This is a genomic window from Halomarina rubra, assembly GCF_023699475.1.
GTDB classification, from domain to species: Archaea; Halobacteriota; Halobacteria; order Halobacteriales; family Haloarculaceae; genus Halomarina; species Halomarina rubra.
Window position 1 is genome coordinate 148,789 of sequence record NZ_JALXFV010000003.1, and the last position, 19,869, is coordinate 168,657.

Sequence of the window (19,869 nt, forward strand, 5' to 3'; positions counted from 1 at the left end):
TGGAGTCGGATAACGGTGTGGCCGTCTCGGTTAGTTTCTCTTCCCGACCCCCACCTCGAGCCGATTTATCCTCAGTGACTGCTGGTGAACTCAGATCGTATGTCGCTTAGAGCACTTGGTGGTAACACAGTAGGGTGGTCCAGAGGTGATGAACCGATGTCTACTCGATTATGATTTGCCGACATTGGTTTTCGGGGAGACTGGCTACCCACGCTGAAACACTCGCGGCACGTGTCTAACAGCTGAGTCACGACGACTCGGCATGAAAGAAAGGCCAGATGACGGTGTCGAACGGCAACTACTCCAGCAGGTGCGGTGCCAGTCGCTCGATACGCTTCTCGGTCTGTGGGTGGCTGGCGAACAGCGTCGCCAGCAGGCCGCGTTTTCCACCGAAGATGCAGAGCGCGCCGACCGACCCATCGACGTCGGGGGCTTGCTCGTGACGACCCACGGAGGCGATCTTCGCCAGCGCACGGCCGAGCGCTTCGGGGTCGTTCGTGTAGGCGGCGGCGTCCTCGTCGGCGACGTACTCGCGGGAGCGGGAGATGGCGAGGACGAACACCATCACGACCGCCTGGACGACGGAGCTGAGAATCCAGCCGAGGATGGTGACGACGAAGCTGTCGTTGGCGAGCGCGACGACCCAGAACACGACGATGCCGACGATGCCGACGATGGAGGCGACGCTCTGACCCAGCAGCATCCGCACCTGGAACGTGCGGCGCGGCGTATTCGAAAGTGAGAGATTATTCCAATAGGATAAGAGTGGCGGCGACACTCACTCCTCGGGGTCGAACAGCCCTTCGATGCCGGCCGTGCGGTGGTCGTGGCGTGCGACGTGGTCACCGAGGCGTTTCACGACGAGGGGGCGGTTGCCCCCGCCGACGAGGTCGACGAGCAGTGCGACGAACGGACTGCTCGCCCGGCCGGCGTTGAGGTCCTCGCGGGCGTACGCGACCGCCGACTCCACGGTGTCGGCGTCGAGGTCGTACTCCTCGACGACCGCTTCGACGGCGAGGACGACCGTCTCGAACGCCTCGGTCGTCGCGTCGACGGACTCGCCGTCGAGGGTGATGGCGACCGGCGCGTCGCGCTCTGCGGCTTCGGGAGTGACCGCGACCGTCCGGAGGTACTCCCGGACCGAGTCGAGGGCGACCCCGCGGTGGGACTCGCCGAGGCCGCCGAGGTAGCCCTGGGCGCTCTCGGCGAGTCCGCTCGCACCCTGCCAGTTGCCGGTGCGAGCGTGGTAGACGGCGGCCGTCGTCTGGATGAGCCCCTGCAGGAGGCGGCGGTCGGGCGAGTCCGCACCCTCGGACAGCGCGGGAGACGCCGCGTCGTCACCGTCGTCACCGAGTTCGAGCCACCGACGTTCCCACGGTTCGTGGGCGGCGTGGTACTCCCCGGCGGTGTAGAGCGCGAGGCCGGCCCGCAGGTGGCGCTCGGTGCGGTCCATGCTCGCCCGTGGGGAGCCACGCGTAAAGTCGCCCGGGCGGGGGCGAGGAGGCCGGTTCGGAGCGGCGTCCCCGGACCGTGCCACGAACGCTTACGGTGCCCCCACCAGAGGGAGGGGTATGTTCGCAACCTACGAGGAGGTCGAGGTCGGCGCGACCACGACCGTCGGCGAGTACGAGGTCACCCGCGAGGAGATTCTGACGTTCGCCGAACAGTACGACCCCCAGCCGTTCCACCTCGACGAGGAGGCCGCCGCGCAGTCGCTGTTCGGCGGCCTGGTCGCCAGCGGGTGGCACACCGCGAGCGTCACGATGCGGCTGGTCGTCGACGGCATCCTCAACGACTCGGGGGCGATGGGCGCGGTCGGGGTCGACGAGTTGCGCTGGCCCAACCCCGTCCGTCCCGGTGACGTCCTCTCCATCGAGGTCGAGATTCTGGAGAAAGAGCCGTGGCGCGAGGGCATCGGTGTCGTCCCGACGCGCATCACCACGACGAAAGCCGACGGCGAGGTCGCCCAGTCGTACGTCGGACGCGTGCTGTACCCGATGAGCGGGGAGTGACGGCGGGCGCAGAGAGCGAGGCGAGGCCAGAGACTTACGTTGGCTAACTACTCCTCGGCGTGCGCGAACGCGTACGTCGCCGCCGCTGCCGACGAGTCGCGGAGGAGGCTCCCGACGTGGGCGGGCAGTCGCAGGTCCTCGCTCCCGAAGTACGGCATCGCGTAGGCCGCTTCGACGGTCCCCGCGTCGAACTCCCCCAGACAGTCGGCGAGCGTCCCGCTCGCGTCGTCCCCGAGGACGCTCCGCCGGAGGCCCCAGAACACCGCCGCCCCGTCGCCGGCAGCGGCGGTGACGACCTCGCCACCCACCCCGAGGTCTTCGAACAGCGCGTCCGCGTCCGTCACACCGTCCGTTCGGAGCCAGCAGTCGAACCGCGCGTCGCGGTCGAACCGCTCGCCGGCCTCGACGGTCGCGAGTCGGCGTCGGTGCGTGAGCGTCCCCGGCGCGAGCAGGTCGGCGACCGGTGGGACCCGACGGTGGACGGCCCCCGAGCGCAACCGGTCGGCGACGGCCATCGGTAGCGTGCGTTCGAGGACGCCACCGGGACGGAGAACACCCGACTCGGTCGTCGCGCCGAGCGCGAACGGTCGGACCCGACCACGACCGACCAGCGCGGTCGCCGCCCGTTCGGTGTACGCGACGCCGGGGTCGAACGGGAGGGCGTACACCCCGAGCAGTCGCCCGTCGGCGTCCGGGCGGGTCTCGACGCGCACCGTGAGGTCGCCGTCGGCGACCAGGGCAGCGCCGTCGAGCGCGTGGAACACCGAGACGTGCTCGTCGTCTTCGACCGGTGCGACCGCGGGGTGGGCACCCGCGATATCCCCGAGCGGGACCCAGCCGTCTCCGCCCCGGACCGAGACGCGGTGCCCGAGGAAGCCCGGCGCGTCCGCGTGGACCCAGAGGTCGAACCGCGTCGTGGTGTCGACGTCGGCCCGCGCGGCGAGCGTCGCGCGATACGGGTAGTGAAACCGGTCGCGAGCGACGGTCAACGTGTTCGCCAGGATACCCTCGGGCACCGTCGACTCCGCGGGGACGTTCGGCACGAACGCGTCGAACCCGCGACGCGTCTGTTTGTACACCGTCCGTGCGTACCAGCCGACGCCGCTCGCGCCCGCATCGAGCGCCGCCCGCAGGTCCATCCGCATCGACTGGGTGCTGGAGGTGTGACGCGGGTTGACGGTGTGGGCCTGCCCGAGGAAGTAGACGGGCCGACCACGCGAGTGGCGCGCGGCGTTGGTGACGAGGCTCCGCACGGCGGCGTTGGCCGGACCGGGGCCGACGTCCTTCTCGTACCACCCGCGGTAGAAGTCCGTGAACACGAAATCCGGGAGCGCGTCGCGGGCGGCGAGGTCGTCCATCAGCCCCGCGAACACCCCCGGCTGGCGCGACTCGACGACGTACGGGAAGTGCAAGAAGACGCCTGCGGCCAGGTCGGGGGCCGCCTCGGCGACCGCCGCCCGCTGGTGGGCGTACAGCGCCGGGCCGTACTCGCGCAACGCGTCGACGGCCGCGCCGTTCCACTTCCCGCTCGCGATCCACCGACCCCCGACGGGTGCTTCCTCCCAGAGGAGCAGGTTCCCGTCGGGGACGATGGCGGCGTAGCGTCGGGCCGCCTCCCGGAGCGCGTCGAGGTGGCGTTCGCGCGCCGTCGCGTCGGTCACGAGCTGTTTCGGCGTGTGTCGCTCGGGGACGGCCGTCTCCAGCCACGGCGTCGCCCCCGCCTCCCGTGTCCTCGCCATCGCGTCGAGGACGCGGTCGACCGCCTCCCCGTCGGTCACCGTCGGCTGGGAGAACACCACCGCCAGGTCCTGACGCGCCGCGAACGCGACCAGGTTCTCGCGGAGGCGCTCGTCGCGCCACAGACCGGGTGCGAGCCAGACGAAGTCGTCGCGCCGCTCTTCGCTCGGGCCGGTCGACGGCGTCGAGGGGACGGGTCGGTCCGCGACCGGCCGCTGGTGTGCCTCCTCGGTCGCCGGTCTCGTGAGCGACCCACCGAGACCGAGACACGCGAGTGCACCGGCCCCCTGGAGGAACGCCCGACGGCGTCGCTCACCCATCGTCGACCGCCCCGGACGTCGCTCGCGAGCGCGTTCTCATGCAGTCATCGTCTCCTTGTCACGTGCCCACAAGAGATTCACCCTTTCGACCCTCAGCGTCGATGTCGGACCGACCGACTGCATGACACGGTGCGAGGTGGGTGACGCCACCGATGCGACAACAGGTGCGATGCGACCCGACACGACTCCGTTCGACTTCTTCCGATGCGCCGGTTCTAACCAGCCGACGGACAGAGACAAATCGATTCACGGAGACGTCCTGACGGAGTCTCACGCGAGTGAAACGAGCGTGAGGCACGTCAGGGCGCGAACGGTGAGGCGAGTCGCTCACCGAGCGACTCGCCGAATAAGTGAGCGTCCTGACGGAGATTTGAACACGCCGAGACTCGCTCGCGCTCGTCTCGTCTGCTCAAATCACCGCGCGGCGTTTTCGGTGCGCGGTCGCTCGCTACGCTCGCGACGTTACGCACCTGAAAACGTCCTGACGGAGATTTGAACTCCGGTCCCTGGCTCCGCAAGCCAAGAGGATAGTCCACTACCCTACCAGGACTCATTCATCGATACCCGCGAGGTACGTAAGACGGTTACGGTTCGTCCGGCGGGTGGCGGAGGTTCGCACGACACACGTGCGTTCAAGGGCGAAGGCGCGACCAGCCCCGGCATGTCCGACGGACCGACAACGATTAACAGCCCAGTTGCCATGACCGAACCAATGGGAGTCATCGAGGACACGTACGCGGACCTCGACACCGACGTCTCGGAGGAGGAGTTCCGCGAGGCTGTCGAGCAGAAAGTCGAGCAGATGGACGGGTTAGCAGACGAGGAGACCGCCGCGATGCTCATCGCGCACGAGCTGAGCGAGGACGAGGTCAACGGTATCGCCGACATCGAGCCGGGGATGGAGGAGGTGAAGTTCCTCGGGAAGATCGTCAGCGTCGGCGACGTGCGGACGTTCGAGCGCGACGACGGCGAGGGGCAGGTGCTCAACCTGGAGGTCGCCGACGAGACCGGTCGTGTCCGCGTCGCGCTGTGGGACCAGGACGCCGCGAACGCCGAGGAAGAACTCGCACCGGGCGACGTGCTACGCATCAAGGGCCGCCCCAAGGAGGGGTACAACGGCCTCGAAGTGTCGGCCAGTCGCGTCGAGGGCGACCAGGACGCGACCATCGACGTCGACCTCGCCGAGGACGGGACCATCGAGTCGCTCTCGCTGGGTCAGAGCGACGTGAGCGTCCGCGGGAAGGTGCTGGGCGTCGAACCCGTCCGCACGTTCGACCGCAACGACGGCTCGGAGGGGCGCGTCTCGAACCTCGTCCTCGGCGACGAGACTGGCCGCGTGCGCGTCACGATGTGGGACGAGCAGGCCGACACCGTCGAGGAGCTCTCGGAGGGCATCTCCGTCGAGATAGTCGACGGCTACGTGCGTGACCGCGACGGCACGCTCGAACTCCACGTCGGCTCGCGCGGGGCAATCAAGGAACTCACCGAGAGCGTCGCCTACGTCCCCGAGACGACGAACATCGCCGACCTGGAGATGGGCGACACCGTCGACATCGCCGGCGTCGTCCGTTCGGCGGACCCGAAGCGCACCTTCGACCGCGACGACGGCTCGGAGGGGCAGGTCCGGAACGTCCGCGTGCAGGACAAGAGCGGCGACATTCGCGTCGCGATGTGGGGCGAGAAGGCCGACGCCGACATCGGGCCGGGCGACGAGGTGCTGTTCGCCGACGTCGAGGTCAAAGACGGCTGGCAGGACGACCTCGAAGCCTCCGCCGGGTGGCGGTCGACCGTGTCGGTGCTCGAAGACGGTGCGACGGACGCGGGCGACGTTGCGCCTGAATCGGCGAGCAGGGGAAGCGGTGGCGGCAGCGACAGCGGCGGCCAGCAGTCGACGGGCCTCTCGGCGTTCGCCTCCGACGACGGCGGGGACGAGACGTCGACGAGCAGTGAGTCGGAGGCCGACGGAGATGACGCCGAGACGAGCGGCGACGCGAGCGACGGCGGGCCGACGGAGTTCACCGGGACCGTCGTCCAGACGGGCGACCCCGTGATGCTCGACGACGGTTCGGAGACGCTCACCGTCGACACCGACGCGGACGTGCGACTCGGCCAGGAGGTGACCGTCCGCGGGCGACTCGTCGACGGTCGACTGGAGGCCGACGACGTGTTCTGAGCCGGCGGTTCTCACTACTATTCGAGCGCAGAGAGCCGTCGGTCCATCTCGGATTCGACCCAGTCGGCGAGGGCCGCCGGGGACTCCTCGACGAACTCCAGGTAGTTGTCGAAGAAGCCCGACCAGCTGAGGAACCACACCGCACGGTAGAGCGCGACGCGTTCGTCGTAGCCCGCCGGGAGGCCACCGGCCGTCTCGCGGTAGCCGTCGAGGTACGCGTCGACGATGGCGTCGGGGGCGTCGTCGCGCACGCCGACGAGGTAGTACCGGCCGCGAGTGACGTCCCAGACGGGGTCGCCGACCTGGGCGATCTCCCAGTCGAGAAACCCCACCGTCTCCTCGTCGACGAAGCAGTTCGCTCTGGCCGTGTCGGTGTGGAGCAGCGCTGTGGGCGCGGCGTCGAGCGACCCCCGGTGTGTCTCGACGGCGTCGGAGACCGCGTCGAAGTGGTGGTCGAACCGGTCGGACGGACTGTACTCGCGGTACCACTCGATCCAGTCGCGGAGCACGTCGGTCCACGGCGCGGTGTCGAGGTCGAGGCCGTCGGCGTCGCCACCGAGGATGCGGCCGGCCCGCTCGAAGCGCTCGGCGTGGAGACGGGCGAGCGAGGCACCGACCTGCCGGGCGAGGGTGGCCCGCTCTTCGGTACGCGCCTCGGACCATGACTCCAGTAGCGTCGGCCCGTCGACCGGGTCGGTGACGAGGTACGGCACGGTCGCGTCGGGGTCGCAGACGCGGACGGTCGGAACCGGGACGGCGCGGTTCGCCCCGACGTACTCGACGACCGCTCGCTCCCGGACGATACGGGTGGCGTCGCCGTCGGTCGCGACCTTCAGGTAGACCTGCTCGTCGTCGCCGAAGGTGACTCGGACCGTCTCGTTGCGGTGGTTCCACGACGGACCGGTCGTGTCCACCGTGGCGACCTCACGGTCGGGGAAGGCGCAGTCGAGGGCCGTCGCGAGGCGGTCGTCCATGGTCGGGCGTCCCGCGCGTCGGTCAAGCGTCTTGTGGAGCCGTGTGGAACACCCACACAGAGCCTCTCGCGCCGACTGGCGGGAGGAGGCGGTCGGTCCTGTCGCGTGCTCACGCGGAACGCTTAAGGCTGCAACACTCCCGTGGCACGGTATGAGCGTCGAGCTTCCGTTCGCGCCGGTGGACGCTATCATCCGGCGAAACGCGGGGGACCTCCGGGTGAGCGCCGACGCCGCGGAGGCGCTCGCTCGGCGCATCCAGACGCACGGCGCGACCCTCGCCACCGCCGCCGCCGACCGCGCGACCGACGACGGCCGCAAGACGCTGATGGCCGAGGACTTCGGCCGGGCGGCGTCCGACGGCGGCACACCCCGGGACACACCACGGGAGGCGGCGGACGGGGCCGACGCCCCGACCGAAGAACCGACCCTGCCCATCGCGCCCGTCGACCGCATCGCTCGACTCGACATCGACGACCGCTATCGCGTCTCGCGGGAGGCGCGCGTCGAACTGGCGACCGTCCTCGAAGCGTACGCCGAGGACGTCGCGGCCGCCGCGGCCGTCCTCGCCCACCACGCCGACCGTCGGACGGTCATCGCCGCCGACGTCGAGACGTACTTCGACCTCGACGACTACTTCCCACCCGGATGAGGTTCGCCTACCGGGAGGTCTGTCTCGACCACGACACCGGCCCACGCCACCCCGAGCGGCCGGACCGTCTGCGTGCCATCCGCCGGGCGCTCTCGCGACACCACGGCGTCGAGTACGCCACCCCCGACGACGCCAGCGTCGGGGCCGTCGAGGCCGTCCACGACGCCGACTACGTCGAGGCCGTCCGGGAGTTCTGTGCGGACGGCGGTGGGTCGTGGGACGCCGACACCGTCGCCGTCGAGGCGACCTGGGACGCCGCTCTCGCCAGCGCGGGGGCAGCCCAGTGGGTCGCCGAGGAGGCCCTCGACGGCGCTGACGGCAACGACACGCCGTTCTCGCTCGGGCGACCGCCCGGACACCACGCCGTCTACGACGACGCCATGGGGTTCTGTTTCTTCAACAACGTCGCCGTCGCCGCGCAGGCCGCTCTCGACGCTGGTGCCGACGGCGTCGCGGTCCTCGACTGGGACGTCCACCACGGCAACGGCACGCAGGACATCTTCTACGACCGCGACGACGTGCTCTACGCCTCGCTCCACGAACAGGGGCTCTACCCCGGCACCGGCGCGGCCGACGAGACCGGCGAGAGCGACGGCGAGCGGGCGACGATGAACCTCCCGTTCCCCGCCGGGAGCGGCGACGCCGAGTACGTCGACGCGCTCGACCGGGCGGTGTTCCCCGCCATCGAGCGCATGGACCCCGACCTGTTCCTCCTCAGCGCCGGGTTCGACGCCCACGAACGCGACCCCATCTCCCGGATGCGTGTCTCGACGGAGGGCTACGGCCTGCTCGCTCAACGCTGTCGTGACTTCGCTGCGGACAACGACGTCGCGCTCGGCTACGTGCTCGAAGGCGGCTACGGCCTGGAGTGTCTCGCCGAGTCCATCGGCACCATCCAGGAGGTGTACATGGGCAAGGAGCCGGTGACGCCCGACGGGGACGCCGACGACGGCGCTCGGTCGGTCGTCGACGACCTCGTCGAGCGGTTCGACCTCTGAGCAGGCGACGGTTCGAGACCCCCACCCCAGCACACCGTGTCAGGGCCGCGGGTCGAAGTACGCCGCCAACTGCCCGCCGAACGCGTCGACCAGCGTCACGCACTCCTCGCCGACGAGCACGTCGTACCCCTCCCGGAGCGAACGCTCGACCCCCACGCCGAGGCGCACCTCGAACAGCGCCGATTCGAGCAGGTCGCGGGCGGTGCGGTAGGGGCGCTCGCGTTCGACGACGTACCGCCCGCCGTCGAGGAACGGGCCGTACGTCTCCCCGTCGTCGGCGTAGGCGTCGTAGAAGCCCGTCGCGTGCTCGCCGACGTCGACGGGCGGCCCGTCGTGGCGCTCGATTCGCGGGCGTTCGACGACCGCACACTCACAGAACAACACGGCGTCACCCCACGTCGCGTCGCTGGGGTCCCCGTTCGCGTCCGCGGCGGCGTCGGGCGCGGCCCACGCGTCAGCGCGAAGCACGTCGAACCCGTTGCGGTCGAGCGCGCCGACGACACCCGCCAGCGACTTCTCCAGTTGGGGGTACAGTTGGTCCTCGACGACGTCTGGCGCGTCGAAGCGGACCGCGACCGGGTGGGTACCACGTCGGTCGAGGTGGTCGCGGACCTCGGACTCGGTCAGCGGGTCGGCAGCACGCGGCTCGAAGGCCGACTCGTCGGGGGCGGCGAGGAACTCCCGAGCGTAGTGGGTGAGACGGGCGACGTTCCGCGCCGAACAGACCGCCGCGACGTTCCGGTCGGGGTCGGTCGGGTCGACAACGACCAGCGGGTCGTCGTGGTCGCGGGTGGCGTGCCCTTCCGGGTCGAGTTCGACGGGCGGGTGCCAGTCGGCGGCGGCGGCGAGCAACTGGCGAAAGCCGCCGTACTCGACGACGAGCAGTTCGGTGAGGTAGCCCGAGAACCCCTTCGTCCGGAGGTCGCTGCCGTACGCGCCGACGCCCTTCAAGAACGCCTTGGCGAGACGGACCTCCCGGGCGAGGTCGTCGTCGATGCGGTCGAGCAGGTAGGCGTTGTGGAACGGCGTGCGGTCGACCGCCGACTGGATGTCCGGCGCGGTCGGCACCCGATAGCAGGGGACGCAGTCGACGTCGAACCCCTCGACGCGCCCCTTGATGTAGGGGTGTTCGGCGTACTCCTCGCGGCCGTCGGGGACCGCGGCGCGGCCGACCTGGAGGCCGTACGCTTCGAGGTCCGCTCGCGAGAGGTCCGGCGGGAAGCGAACGAACACGTCGATGTCGCGGTCGCCGGCGAGCCACGTCCCGCGGGCGGTCGAGCCGACCTGCACCACGTCGGCCGCGACCGGAAGGTCGGCGATGGCCGTCTCCGCGCGCTCGACGACGCGCTCGGCCACCGCGGCGAGACGCTCGCGTTCGGCCGCGTCGGGCGTGACGCGCTCGTCGACGGCCGCGACGACGCGTTCGAACTCGTCCATGCCCGCAGGTTCCCGCCGCGAGCGGAAAGCGTGTCGGTCCGCAGAGCGCCCGGGGTGCGTGCTATGATTGCCCACGCCGTGCCGCGACCGAAGCGAAAGCCCTATTGTTCGAATCGCGTTACTCGGAGGTAAGCCGTCATAGCTCAGCTGGTAGAGCACCTGGTTGTTACCCAGGTTGTCCCAGGTTCGAGCCCTGGTGACGGCGCTCCTCGAACTCTCACGTCGCTCTAGTTGCCGAGCGGTGACACCGTGTGTCGTCAATGTCAGTCAGCCGGACCGTACTCCGCTCCGTCTTGCGAACTGCCGTCCCGACGAACGGATTGAGCCCAATCACTCTCCACCCTCCCGGAATAATATTTCACAACCGGAAATTGTTCACATATAATCTATTCCGTTAATTTTCAGTTGATTCTAGATTAGATATATACACTAGAGAGGTGTCGTCAAACCTGGATGACTCGAGAAAACGATTCCCGTGCCAAGGATTCGTCAGCCGACCACACAGTCTCTCGTCGAGACTACCTCCGACTGTCAGGAGCCGCTGCAGGGGGCGCACTTGGGGTTTCCGCGAGTGGTATCGCGAGCGCGAGAGAAGAACGCGGTATCACATTCGACCGTGTTATCGACGCGGTAGACGACCTCGGACTTGATCCAACCGGTGGTCGGTCCGTCAATGCCGACTTCAGTGACTCGGACCTCGAACCGTACGGGGACAGTATACTCATCGAATTTCCAGAAGGGACCTACCGGTTTACCGGGGAGATTCCTATCGGTGGTGATGGTCGGCCTGCACGGAAGAACATCGGCTTCCTCGGCATCGGCGATGTCAAATTCAGACCGGACGAGGGGGCGAACTACTACCTGTTCAACCTCGACGAAGTCGACGCGTATGTTCTGGACAACATCGACGTCGACCAGACTGCCTCAGAGAAGACGACGAACGCCGGGTTCCGGCTCATCGCGAACGAGGAGTTCTACATCGGCAACGTAGAGTTCTTGGGCATCGGCGGGAACCTCTCGGTCTCCGGAGAGCAGATCGCCAACGGGTTCAACGTCTCCATCAGAGAGGCCATTTCGGGAAAGCTGGGCACCATGGAGAACGTCGTCATAAAGCACGGTGCGTACGACGTAAGCCGGTATAGTGCGGACACTGGTGGCGGATCGGGTAAATGGGGGATGCACAACCCCGAATGGTGCAACGGCGACATCGAGATGATCAACTGTGAGTTCTCGGAGTTCCCGAACAACGGGGTCTACACCGTCGGGCAGGAGGGACGGATGTTCATCGAGGACTGCACGTTCAAGAACAACACCCCGGCCTCGGTACGTGTCGAAGGAGAGGGGAGCTACGTCCGGAACTGTGAGTTCGTCACGGACATGTCCGACCACGACCGCCCGCTCAACGACACGGAGAGCGACTACTCGTTCCGTGGAATCTGGGTCGACGGGAACTACACCCCACGTGAGTCGGGATTGGAAATCAGTGACTGTACGTTCCGGATGAGCAACGCGCTGAAAGCACAGGGTGCAATCGTCACGCGTGGAGGAGTCGCACCGGAAATTTCGAACTGTGAGTTCGAATTAGGCGACGTAGAGGTTGGGAATCTCCCCGCGATTTACGCCGACTGAGAGACCATCACCGTCGACGGCATCACCGTCATCGGGACTGGATCGGATGGACCAACCATCGCCGACGCCGGCGCAGGGTCCAGTATCAGCAACTCCTGTATCTACGAACAGGGGACGGACCGCAACGGCATCCGGTTTTCCGACGGCGTGAGCGCGTCGGTGTCGAATACGAACGTCAACGTCACCGGAGCCCCGTTCGTCGACGATTCGAACGTCTCGAAGAGCGGTGTTACGACCGACGAAGCCTGTTCGTTCACCCAGATTGGTGGTGGCGGCTCTGGCAGCGTCAGTGTCTCGACCGACGCGCCGTCGAGCGTAACGACGACGGACGCGACGCTCGAAGGCACCCTCGACTCGCTCGGCGGGTCGTCGTCGGTGTCCGTCTCCTTCGAGTACCGCGAGAACGGAGTCTCCTCGTGGACGTCGACGTCCTCGTCTTCGCAATCGAGTACTGGGTCGTTCAGCGAGCAGGTCGGTGGCCTCACCGCCGACACGACCTACGAGTACCGGGCAGTCGCAGACGCTGAGACTGGGACCACGGTCTCGTTCACCACCGACACGGACACCAGTTCGTCGCTCGTCGCAGAAGCCGACACTGTGGCGCTGACCCCTTCGCAGTGGACGAGCGTGTCGCTCTCGAAGTCGTTCACCGACCCCATCGTCGTCGCGAAGCCAGCCTCCTACGCCGGTAGCGACCCTGTCCACGCTCGACTCCGGAACGTCTCGTCGGGCGGGTTCGAAATCACACTCGAAGAGTGGGACTACCAGGATGGAACCCACGCCACCGAGACCGTGACGTACCTCGTCGTCGAACGAGGGACGTTCGCGAGCAGTGACGGTTCGCTTGTCGAAACCGGAACCGTCTCGACCGACGAAGCCACCGCGACCGTCGCGCTCGGAGGGGACTTCTCGGCTGCACCCCTCGTGTTCACACAGCCACAGACCGAGAACGACGCACTGCCCGTCGTGACCCGCAACGACAACGTCACGTCGAGTGGGTTCGAGACCGAACTCCAGACGGAACTGGGCGTCAACGCACACGGAACGGAGACGGTCGGCTACATCGCCGTCGAGGACGGCCTCACCGACCTCGACGGCATCGCTGTCGAGACCGGAAACACCGGGAACAACGTCTCCGACGACTGGTACTCGGTCGGATTCCAGTCGGCACCGTCCTCGCCGGGGCTCCTCGCCGACATGCAGACTGCCAACGGCGGTGACCCCTGTACACTCCGTCACCGGAACCTCGACAGTTCGGGCGTCGAACTGCAGGTCGACGAAGAACAGAGCGGCGATACGGAGGTCGCCCACGGTTCCGAGACGGTTGGCTACCTCGCCCTCGACGGGTCTGGAACCCAGACCCCCACCGAGAGCTTCGCGGAGGTTGGATCGGAGACGACCGACCAAGCGACGAGTACGACCCGCCACAGCGTCTCACTGGCGCAGTCGTACGACAACCCGGTCGTCATCATGAACCCCGCGTCGTACAACGACAGCGAGCCCGTTCACCCCCGTGTCCGGGACGTCACCAGCACGGGCTTCGACTTCGAACTCGAGAAGTGGGACTACACCGCCGGCAACCACGGCACCGAGACGGTCGGCTACGCCGTCTTCGAGGAGGGTCAGCACACGACCGACGACGGGACGAAAATCGAGGTCGGGACGACGACTACCACCGACTCCTGGACCTCGGTGTCGCTGTCTCAGTCGTTCGGAACGACGCCGATCGTGTTCACACAATCGATGACGTTCAACGGCGGCGCACCGATCGTTACCCGGAACCGGAACGTCACCACGAGTGGGTTCGACGTCCGTGTTCAGGAGGAAATGGCACTCGGCGGCCACTCCGTCGAGACCATCGGTTACGTCGCAATCGAACCAGGAACGACGAGCATCAACGGCACGGCGATGGAGGTCGGCGACACCGGTCTATCGGTCTCCGACGACTGGTACGCCATCGGGTTCACCGACTCGTTCGGTTCACCGACCTTCCTCGCCGACGGACAGACGACGAACGGCGGTGAGACTGCTGGCATCCGCTACCGGGACCTGACCGGGAGTGGTGCCGAAGTGTTCATGGAGGAAGAACAGAGTGAGGACACGGAGACGAGCCACGCCAACGAGAACGTCGGCTACTGGGTGTTCGAAGGGACCGGGACGCTCTGAGTTCGACGAACCGCCACCACCTGTCCGCCGATTCGGTGAGAACACACTCGGCGGCTGGAACTTAGCGATAGAAATTCCCGGTCGACGGTCTCGGCCCGTTCAGGCGACGCTCACCGCACCCATCACGCGACAGGACTGCGTCGTCGGCGGCTGGGAGGTCGAGGAGTGGAGCGAACGCGGCGACCACAGCAACTGGTGGACCATCGGCGACGGCGTCTACTCCGTCCCGTTCTACGTCGACGACGTGCGAGAGTCGCGACGCGATTCTCGTGCCAACCAGAACGCACGGCGTTCTGGTGACGGCACCGACCGCGTGCTCGTCGACCCCGGCAGCCACACCGACCCGACCGGCAAACTGCTGGAGAAACTCGGCGACCTCGGGGACTTCCCCGCCAGCATCTCCGTCCGGAACGTCCTCGTCGACTTCCACGACCTGCCGCTGGCCGACCGCGTCGGGGCCGAAGCACAGACCCCCCAGCACATCGCGTCGTTCGTCGCCGAAGCGCGAGGCATCCCACCCCAACGCGGCTCCATCACCAACCTCGTCGACATCGGCAACGCCCACGGCGACCGGCGGTACTACGAGAACGTCGTCCGTCCCGGCGACGAGGTGTACCTGCTCGGTACCGTCCGCGCCCGCGACCCCGAGGACCGCGACGGGAACGTCCGCCTCCGGCCCGAGACCGCAGTCGTCGAACCGGCCGACGAGCCGTTCGTCCTCTCGACACGCGACGAGGACGCCCTCTTGCGCGGCCAGGGCCTCGCGACGGCCGCGCTCGCCGTGGGCGCGCTGTCGGTGTTCGTCGGGCTCTCGCTGGTGGTCGGCGTGCCGGTCCCGGGGCTGTGAGGCATCCCGGTAGGCTAAAGAGCGGCGCGGAACAGCGTCCTACCGAGGGCCCTTAGCTTAGTCTGGTTAAAGCGCCCGGCTCATAACCGGGTGAGCGCTGGTTCAACTCCGGCAGGGCCCATGCGACCGACTCGCGACAGCGCGGCGTATCGAATCACTCCTGCCGAGTCGAAGGAGTGAGCGAACGCCAGTGAGCGACCGCGGTTCAACTCCGACAGGGTCAATTCGATTCTGCAGGGTCGTCGAGACGCCGAGTTGATCGGCTGACCGAGCGTCACCTCGTAGTTCGGCGAGAGCCGCATCGAAGAGCAGCGTCGCGGGTCGACTATCGCTGCCGGCGGACTGCGAGCAGACCGGCGAGGCAGAGTGCGACCAGCGCCGTCGTGAGTCCGAAGCCGGGGCCGAATCCGTTCGACTCCGAGGCCGCCGTCTCCGAACCGGCAGTCGTCGGTGCCGAACCGGGAGTCGACGAGACCGGCGTTTCGACGACCGACGTGGTCGTGACCGTGTCGGCCGGTGCGGGCGTCGTGGTCGGCGTCGACGGCGTCGCCGTTGGCGGCGTGGTCGACTGGGTGACCGTGACCGACCCGACCGTCCGACCGTCCACTTCGAGGTCGACAGTCCCCGATCGGTTGACGGTCGTCGAGAGGTCGACGGTGACCGAGTCGTGCGCCGGCACGTCGACGTCCTTCGTCAGCAGTTCGCGGTCGGCGGTCGTGTCGAACACGCGGACCGTGTGCGACGCCGGTTCGTCACCGGTGTTCGTCACGGTCGCAGTGACGGTCACCGTCTCGCCGACGGTGACGTGCGGCGACGACAGCGAGACGTCGGTCACGCTGACTCTCTCGGTCCCCTCCGCGGTGCCGCCGGAGCCGTCGGTAGCGTCGCCAGTAGCGTCGTCGCTGGTGTCGTCAGTGGCGTCGTCGGTAGCGTCACCCGCGGCGTCCTCAGCAGTGTCGTCAGTGATGTCGTCGGTGTCGTCAGTGATGTCGCCGGTGTCGTCAGTGGTGTCGCCGGAGTCGCTGTCGGTGGGTTGCGTCCCCTCTCCCACCAGCGAGACCGCTATCGCGTCGTCGCCGGGGGCGTCGGTCACGAGGTGGAGCGTCGCGGTGTGCTCGCTCGTCGCGGCCGCGTCGAACCCGACGACGACTGAGCCGTTCGCACCAGGGGCGACGGTCGTGGGAGCAGACGCGACCTCGAATCGGTCGGCGTCCGCACCGCTCAGGGTCACGTCGGCGAGCGTCAGGTCGGCGCTGCCGGTGTTCTCAACGAGGAGCGTTCTCGTCGCGTCCTGGTGGAGACCGACCCTCCCGAAGTCGAGGGTCGACGCCGAGAGGTCGACGGCGGGCGTCCGAACGACCAGCGTGTCGGTCTCGGCGTTGCCGTTGGCGTCCGTGACCGTCAGCGTCACCGTGTACGTCCCCGATTTCGTGTACGTGTGAGTCGCGTGCGCGCCACTCGCGGTGGTGCCGTCGCCGAACGCCCACTCGTACGAGACGACGCCGACGTCGTCCGTGGCGGTCGCCGAGAACGTCACCGGAGTGTCGGCCGTCGCGACGGCGTCCGGGCCGGCGTCGACGGTCGGCGCGGTGCCGTCCGTGACCGTCACCGTGAGTCGGTCGGTGTGGGTGTTCCCCGCCGCGTCCGTCGTTGTGAGCGTGACGGTGTACTCGCCCGGTTCGGCGTAGGCGTGGCTCGGGGAGACACCGCTCGCGGTGGTGCCGTCGCCGAACGCCCACTCGTAGTCGGTGACGCCGACGGCGTCGGTGGAGCCACTCCCGTCGAACGTGACGAGGGTGTCCTCGTCGACCGTCCGGTTCGCACCGGCGTCGGCCGTCGGTGCGGTCACGTCCGCGACCGTCACGACGACCGTATCGGTGTCCTCGTTGCCCAGGGCGTCGGTGACGGTGAGCGTCACGGTGTAGACGCCGGGGTCGGCGAAGGTGTGAGTCGCCGTGGCCCCGTTCGCGGTGGTGCCGTCGCCGAACGCCCACTCGTAGCTCGTCGGCCCCTCGTCGGTCGACGAGGCGTTCCCGTGGAACGTGACCGCGGTGTCCTCGTCGACCGTCCGGTTCGCGCCAGCGTCGACGGTGAGTTCGGTCGCGCCGTCGACCGTGACGGTGAGACTGTCGCTGGCCTCGTTACCCGCGAGGTCGGTGGTCGTCAGCGTGACCGTGTAGACGCCGGCCGTGTCGAAAGTGTGTGACGGCTGGGCGCCGGTCGCGGTCTCGCCGTCGCCGAACGCCCACTCGTAGCTGGCGATGCCGACAGTGTCGGTGGAGGCGCTCCCGTCGAACGTGACCGAACTGCCCACGTCGACGGTTCGGTTCGGCCCCGCGACGGCCGTCGGTGGGAGGTCGTCGGAGACGAGCGACGCGTTCGAGTCGGTGTAGACGCTCGTGTTCAGCCCCTGGCTGTCCGTGGCGGTGACCAGGAAGTTCGCCTGGTGGATGGGAGTCGTCGACGCCGGGTCGACCCGGAAAGTCCCCTCGAAGACACCGTCGCCGTCGGCGTCGGTCAACTCGACCGTCGTGCCGTTGAGGATGGTGGTGTCGATGCCGACGCTGACGGGCGTTGCGTCGGTGACCTTCGCTTCGACGGCCGCGGTGTCGCCGGGCCTGAGGTACCGGTCGCCGTCGGCGGCGTCGTACACCGTCAGGCTCCGGCCCGGTGCGGGGAGCACGACGACCGGCGGCGTGGTGTCGAGCGTGAGTGCGTTCGACCGCCCCTCGGCCCGGTCGCCGCTGCCGTCGACAGCGGTGACCGTCACCTCGTGGTCGCCGTCGGTGCTGTCTGCGGCGGTCACGGTGAACGTCCCCTCGAAGACACCGTCGCCGTCGGCGTCGGTCAACGCGACGGTGCCGGCACCGAACGCGGAGGCGTTCGCGGAGACGCTTCCCGCCCCGACGTTCGTGACGGTCGCTTCGACGGTCACCACGTCGCCGTCGCCGACGACACCGTCACCGTCGTCGGCGAGCGTCGCGTTCGAAATCGCGAGCGCGGACGTGTCGCCGTCCGTCGGCGAGTCGACCTCGAAACTCCCGGACGTCGCCTGCGCGCTCGTGCCGACGAGCACACTCGGCGTGTTCGCGTCCGGGCTCTCGACTGCCGCGAGTCGGTACGTACCGTCGGCGACGTCCGCGAGGTCGACACACGCCGACTCGGTCGGCGTCGTGACGGTCCCCACCTCGAACACCGAGGCGGGCAGAGCCAGCGAGAAGTACCGGTCGACACTCCGGATGATGCGGATTCCGTCACCACCGTCGCCACCGTCTCCACCGTCTCCGCTCCCGTCGTCACCGCCACCGCTGCTGCCGGTGTCGGCGACCGACGCCACCGTCGTCGACTGCTCGCCCGACTCGAAGACGCCGTCACCGTCGTCGACCCACACCAGCACGTCACCGTCGTCCGGCTCCGCGTCGGTGAACTCGAAGGCGAGACACTGCTCTTCGGTGAACGGCCCCGACTCGGTGACCGAGAGGTCGGAGAGCGAGCCACCGCTGGTGGGTGCCGTCTCGACGGTGAGCGCGTTCGTCTCCGCGCTGGTCGTCGTTCCGTCGGCGGCTTCGGCGTCGACCGTGACGGTCCGGTCACCGGCGGTCGCGGCGGTCGTGTCGACCTGGAACGAACCGGTGTAGACCCCGTTTCCGGTGGCGGCCATCGCGACGGTTCCCGCGCCGAACGCCGACGCGTCGGCGGAGACGCCGCCGCTCTTCGCGTCGGTGACCGTCGCCTCGACCGTCACCACGTCGCCGTCGCCGACGACACCGTCACCGTCGTCGGCGAGCGTCGCGTTCGAAATCGCGAGCGCGGGCGTGTCGACGGCGAACGAGAGGGTTGTCGACCCGGTGTTGCCGGCTGTGTCGACCGCACTCACGGCGACGGTGACGTCGCCGTCCGCGAAGGTGAACGGCGTTCCCGCGCTCGGGTCGACGGTGAGCGTCCCACCGCTGTACGAGACGTGCGGGTCGTCGACGCCAGCGTCGGTCAGTTTCGCACCGGCGGCGTCGGTGACGCCGACACGGAGTGCGCTCGTATCGAGGTTCGGGTCGGAGACGTCCACCGAGACGAGTGGCTGGTCGTCGGCGACGGTCCCCGTGGGCGACGCGTCGCCGAACGTCGGGGCGGACGAGTCGACGACGAAGGTGCCGGTGGTCGCCTGCGAACTGAGGCCGTAGATAGTCTCGTGTTCGCGCAGATAGCCGAACTCGGTGGCCGCGAGCTGGTAGGTTCCGTCCGGGACACCGGCGAGGTCGATACACGACGACCGGGTCGGCAGCGTGGCCGTCCCGACGTCGAACAGCGACGTGGGCAGGTCCAGCGAGAAGTACCGGCCGACGCTCCGGATGATGGGGATACCGCCACCAACTTCGTCGCCGCCGGACTCGACCTCGATCACGGTCTCGCCCTGCTCAACGACGCCGTCGCCGTCGTCGACCCAGACCCACACGTCTCCGCGACTCCCGCCGGAGTCGTCGTCGTCGAAAGTGAACGGGAGACACGTGTTCTGGGTGAACGGCCCCGTCCCGTCGACCGACAGACCCGTCACACTCGCCGCGGCCGTCCCGGTGAGCGCCACCGACCCGCCCACGACGGAGCAGACGAGCAGCGCCGAGAGGAACACCGCCCGCGTCGGGTTCACGGACGTCACGCGCCGACTCCGTCTGGCGTCGTGCCGTTGGCGGTTCGAACGGCCAGTCGACTCCCGTCGCCAGTCGCGGGCGCGCCGTCGGTCGCACGGACGCGAACGAATCGGTCGATTCCGACACTCACACACGGTCGAGTGCCAGATGTATTCACGGAATGAATGACTCCCTCAACGTTCATACTGAGAGAAGTGAAATAACGAATCAAATAGCCACCGTTGAGATAGATTCTCAGCCGTGAGACGCTCACGCCCCGAGTGTCATCGGTGAAGGGAGACCTC

Annotated in this window: 12 protein-coding genes, 3 tRNA genes and 2 pseudogenes; 10 read left to right on the forward strand and 7 right to left on the reverse strand. The window is 68.2% G+C overall.

Translation table 11 applies throughout. The features are described from left to right. Positions 1-298: 298 nt before the first annotated feature. Positions 299-703: a M48 family metallopeptidase gene (locus M1L36_RS05970; protein ID WP_250872812.1), complete on the reverse strand. Its 405-nt coding sequence runs from the start codon at positions 701-703 to the stop codon at positions 299-301. A 75-nt stretch (positions 704-778) separates the two neighbouring features. Then, positions 779-1,453, reverse strand: coding sequence for a DUF309 domain-containing protein (locus M1L36_RS05975; protein ID WP_250872813.1), 675 nt, complete (start codon positions 1,451-1,453; stop codon positions 779-781). Positions 1,454-1,571: 118 nt separating this feature from the next. On the opposite strand from M1L36_RS05975, the gene M1L36_RS05980 reads away from it, so the two are divergent. Further along, positions 1,572-2,012: a MaoC family dehydratase gene (locus tag M1L36_RS05980; protein WP_250872814.1), complete on the forward strand. Its 441-nt coding sequence runs from the start codon at positions 1,572-1,574 to the stop codon at positions 2,010-2,012. A 47-nt stretch (positions 2,013-2,059) separates the two neighbouring features. Here M1L36_RS05980 and M1L36_RS05985 read toward each other — a convergent pair whose 3' ends face one another. Together M1L36_RS05985 and M1L36_RS05990 are read right to left on the reverse strand one after the other, a co-directional pair. Next, positions 2,060-4,069: a hypothetical protein gene (locus M1L36_RS05985; RefSeq protein WP_250872815.1), complete on the reverse strand. Its 2,010-nt coding sequence runs from the start codon at positions 4,067-4,069 to the stop codon at positions 2,060-2,062. Between the two features lie 477 nt (positions 4,070-4,546). Beyond that, positions 4,547-4,619: transfer RNA gene (locus M1L36_RS05990), tRNA-Arg, on the reverse strand. Positions 4,620-4,781: 162 nt separating this feature from the next. Between M1L36_RS05990 and M1L36_RS05995 the strand changes: the two genes are divergently transcribed. Further along, a complete protein-coding gene (locus M1L36_RS05995; protein ID WP_250872816.1) occupies positions 4,782-6,242 on the forward strand; it encodes a single-stranded DNA binding protein in 1,461 nt (486 codons plus the stop codon). Between the two features lie 17 nt (positions 6,243-6,259). On the opposite strand, the gene M1L36_RS06000 is transcribed toward M1L36_RS05995, so the two are convergent. Then, a complete protein-coding gene (locus M1L36_RS06000) occupies positions 6,260-7,216 on the reverse strand; it encodes a phosphotransferase family protein (RefSeq protein WP_250872817.1) in 957 nt (318 codons plus the stop codon). 151 nt (positions 7,217-7,367) lie between these two features. On the opposite strand from M1L36_RS06000, the pseudogene M1L36_RS21720 reads away from it, so the two are divergent. The 3 genes and pseudogenes from M1L36_RS21720 to M1L36_RS06010 all read left to right on the forward strand — a co-directional run. Further along, positions 7,368-7,563 (forward strand): annotated as a pseudogene (locus tag M1L36_RS21720) (histone-like protein); the annotation flags it as partial. Between the two features lie 80 nt (positions 7,564-7,643). Beyond that, a pseudogene (locus tag M1L36_RS21725) lies at positions 7,644-7,865 on the forward strand (histone); the annotation flags it as partial. Further along, positions 7,862-8,863 (forward strand): histone deacetylase family protein, encoded by a 1,002-nt coding sequence (locus M1L36_RS06010; protein WP_250872819.1) that lies wholly within the window; start codon positions 7,862-7,864, stop codon positions 8,861-8,863. The pseudogene M1L36_RS21725 and the gene M1L36_RS06010, both read left to right, overlap by 4 nt. A 39-nt stretch (positions 8,864-8,902) precedes the next feature. On the opposite strand, the gene cca is transcribed toward M1L36_RS06010, so the two are convergent. After that, positions 8,903-10,300, reverse strand: coding sequence for a CCA tRNA nucleotidyltransferase (gene cca / locus M1L36_RS06015; protein WP_250872820.1), 1,398 nt, complete (start codon positions 10,298-10,300; stop codon positions 8,903-8,905). A gap of 132 nt (positions 10,301-10,432) precedes the next feature. On the opposite strand from cca, the gene M1L36_RS06020 reads away from it, so the two are divergent. From M1L36_RS06020 to M1L36_RS06040, 5 genes are all read left to right on the forward strand, one after another. Continuing rightward, positions 10,433-10,505: transfer RNA gene (locus M1L36_RS06020), tRNA-Asn, on the forward strand. A gap of 248 nt (positions 10,506-10,753) precedes the next feature. Further along, positions 10,754-11,929, forward strand: coding sequence for a right-handed parallel beta-helix repeat-containing protein (locus M1L36_RS06025; protein ID WP_250872821.1), 1,176 nt, complete (start codon positions 10,754-10,756; stop codon positions 11,927-11,929). A gap of 159 nt (positions 11,930-12,088) precedes the next feature. After that, the gene (locus M1L36_RS06030; RefSeq protein ID WP_250872822.1) at positions 12,089-14,095 is read left to right on the forward strand and encodes a hypothetical protein; all 2,007 of its coding nucleotides are present in this window, start codon (positions 12,089-12,091) and stop codon (positions 14,093-14,095) included. Further along, positions 14,022-14,942, forward strand: coding sequence for a GIDE domain-containing protein (locus M1L36_RS21555; protein ID WP_250872823.1), 921 nt, complete (start codon positions 14,022-14,024; stop codon positions 14,940-14,942). The genes M1L36_RS06030 and M1L36_RS21555 overlap by 74 nt, the downstream gene beginning before the upstream one ends. 46 nt (positions 14,943-14,988) lie before the next feature. After that, a tRNA-Ile gene (locus tag M1L36_RS06040) sits at positions 14,989-15,063 on the forward strand. Between the two features lie 204 nt (positions 15,064-15,267). On the opposite strand, the gene M1L36_RS06045 is transcribed toward M1L36_RS06040, so the two are convergent. Beyond that, complete coding sequence (locus tag M1L36_RS06045; protein WP_250872824.1) at positions 15,268-19,593, reverse strand: PKD domain-containing protein; 4,326 nt, start codon at positions 19,591-19,593, stop codon at positions 15,268-15,270. Positions 19,594-19,869: the final 276 nt, after the last annotated feature.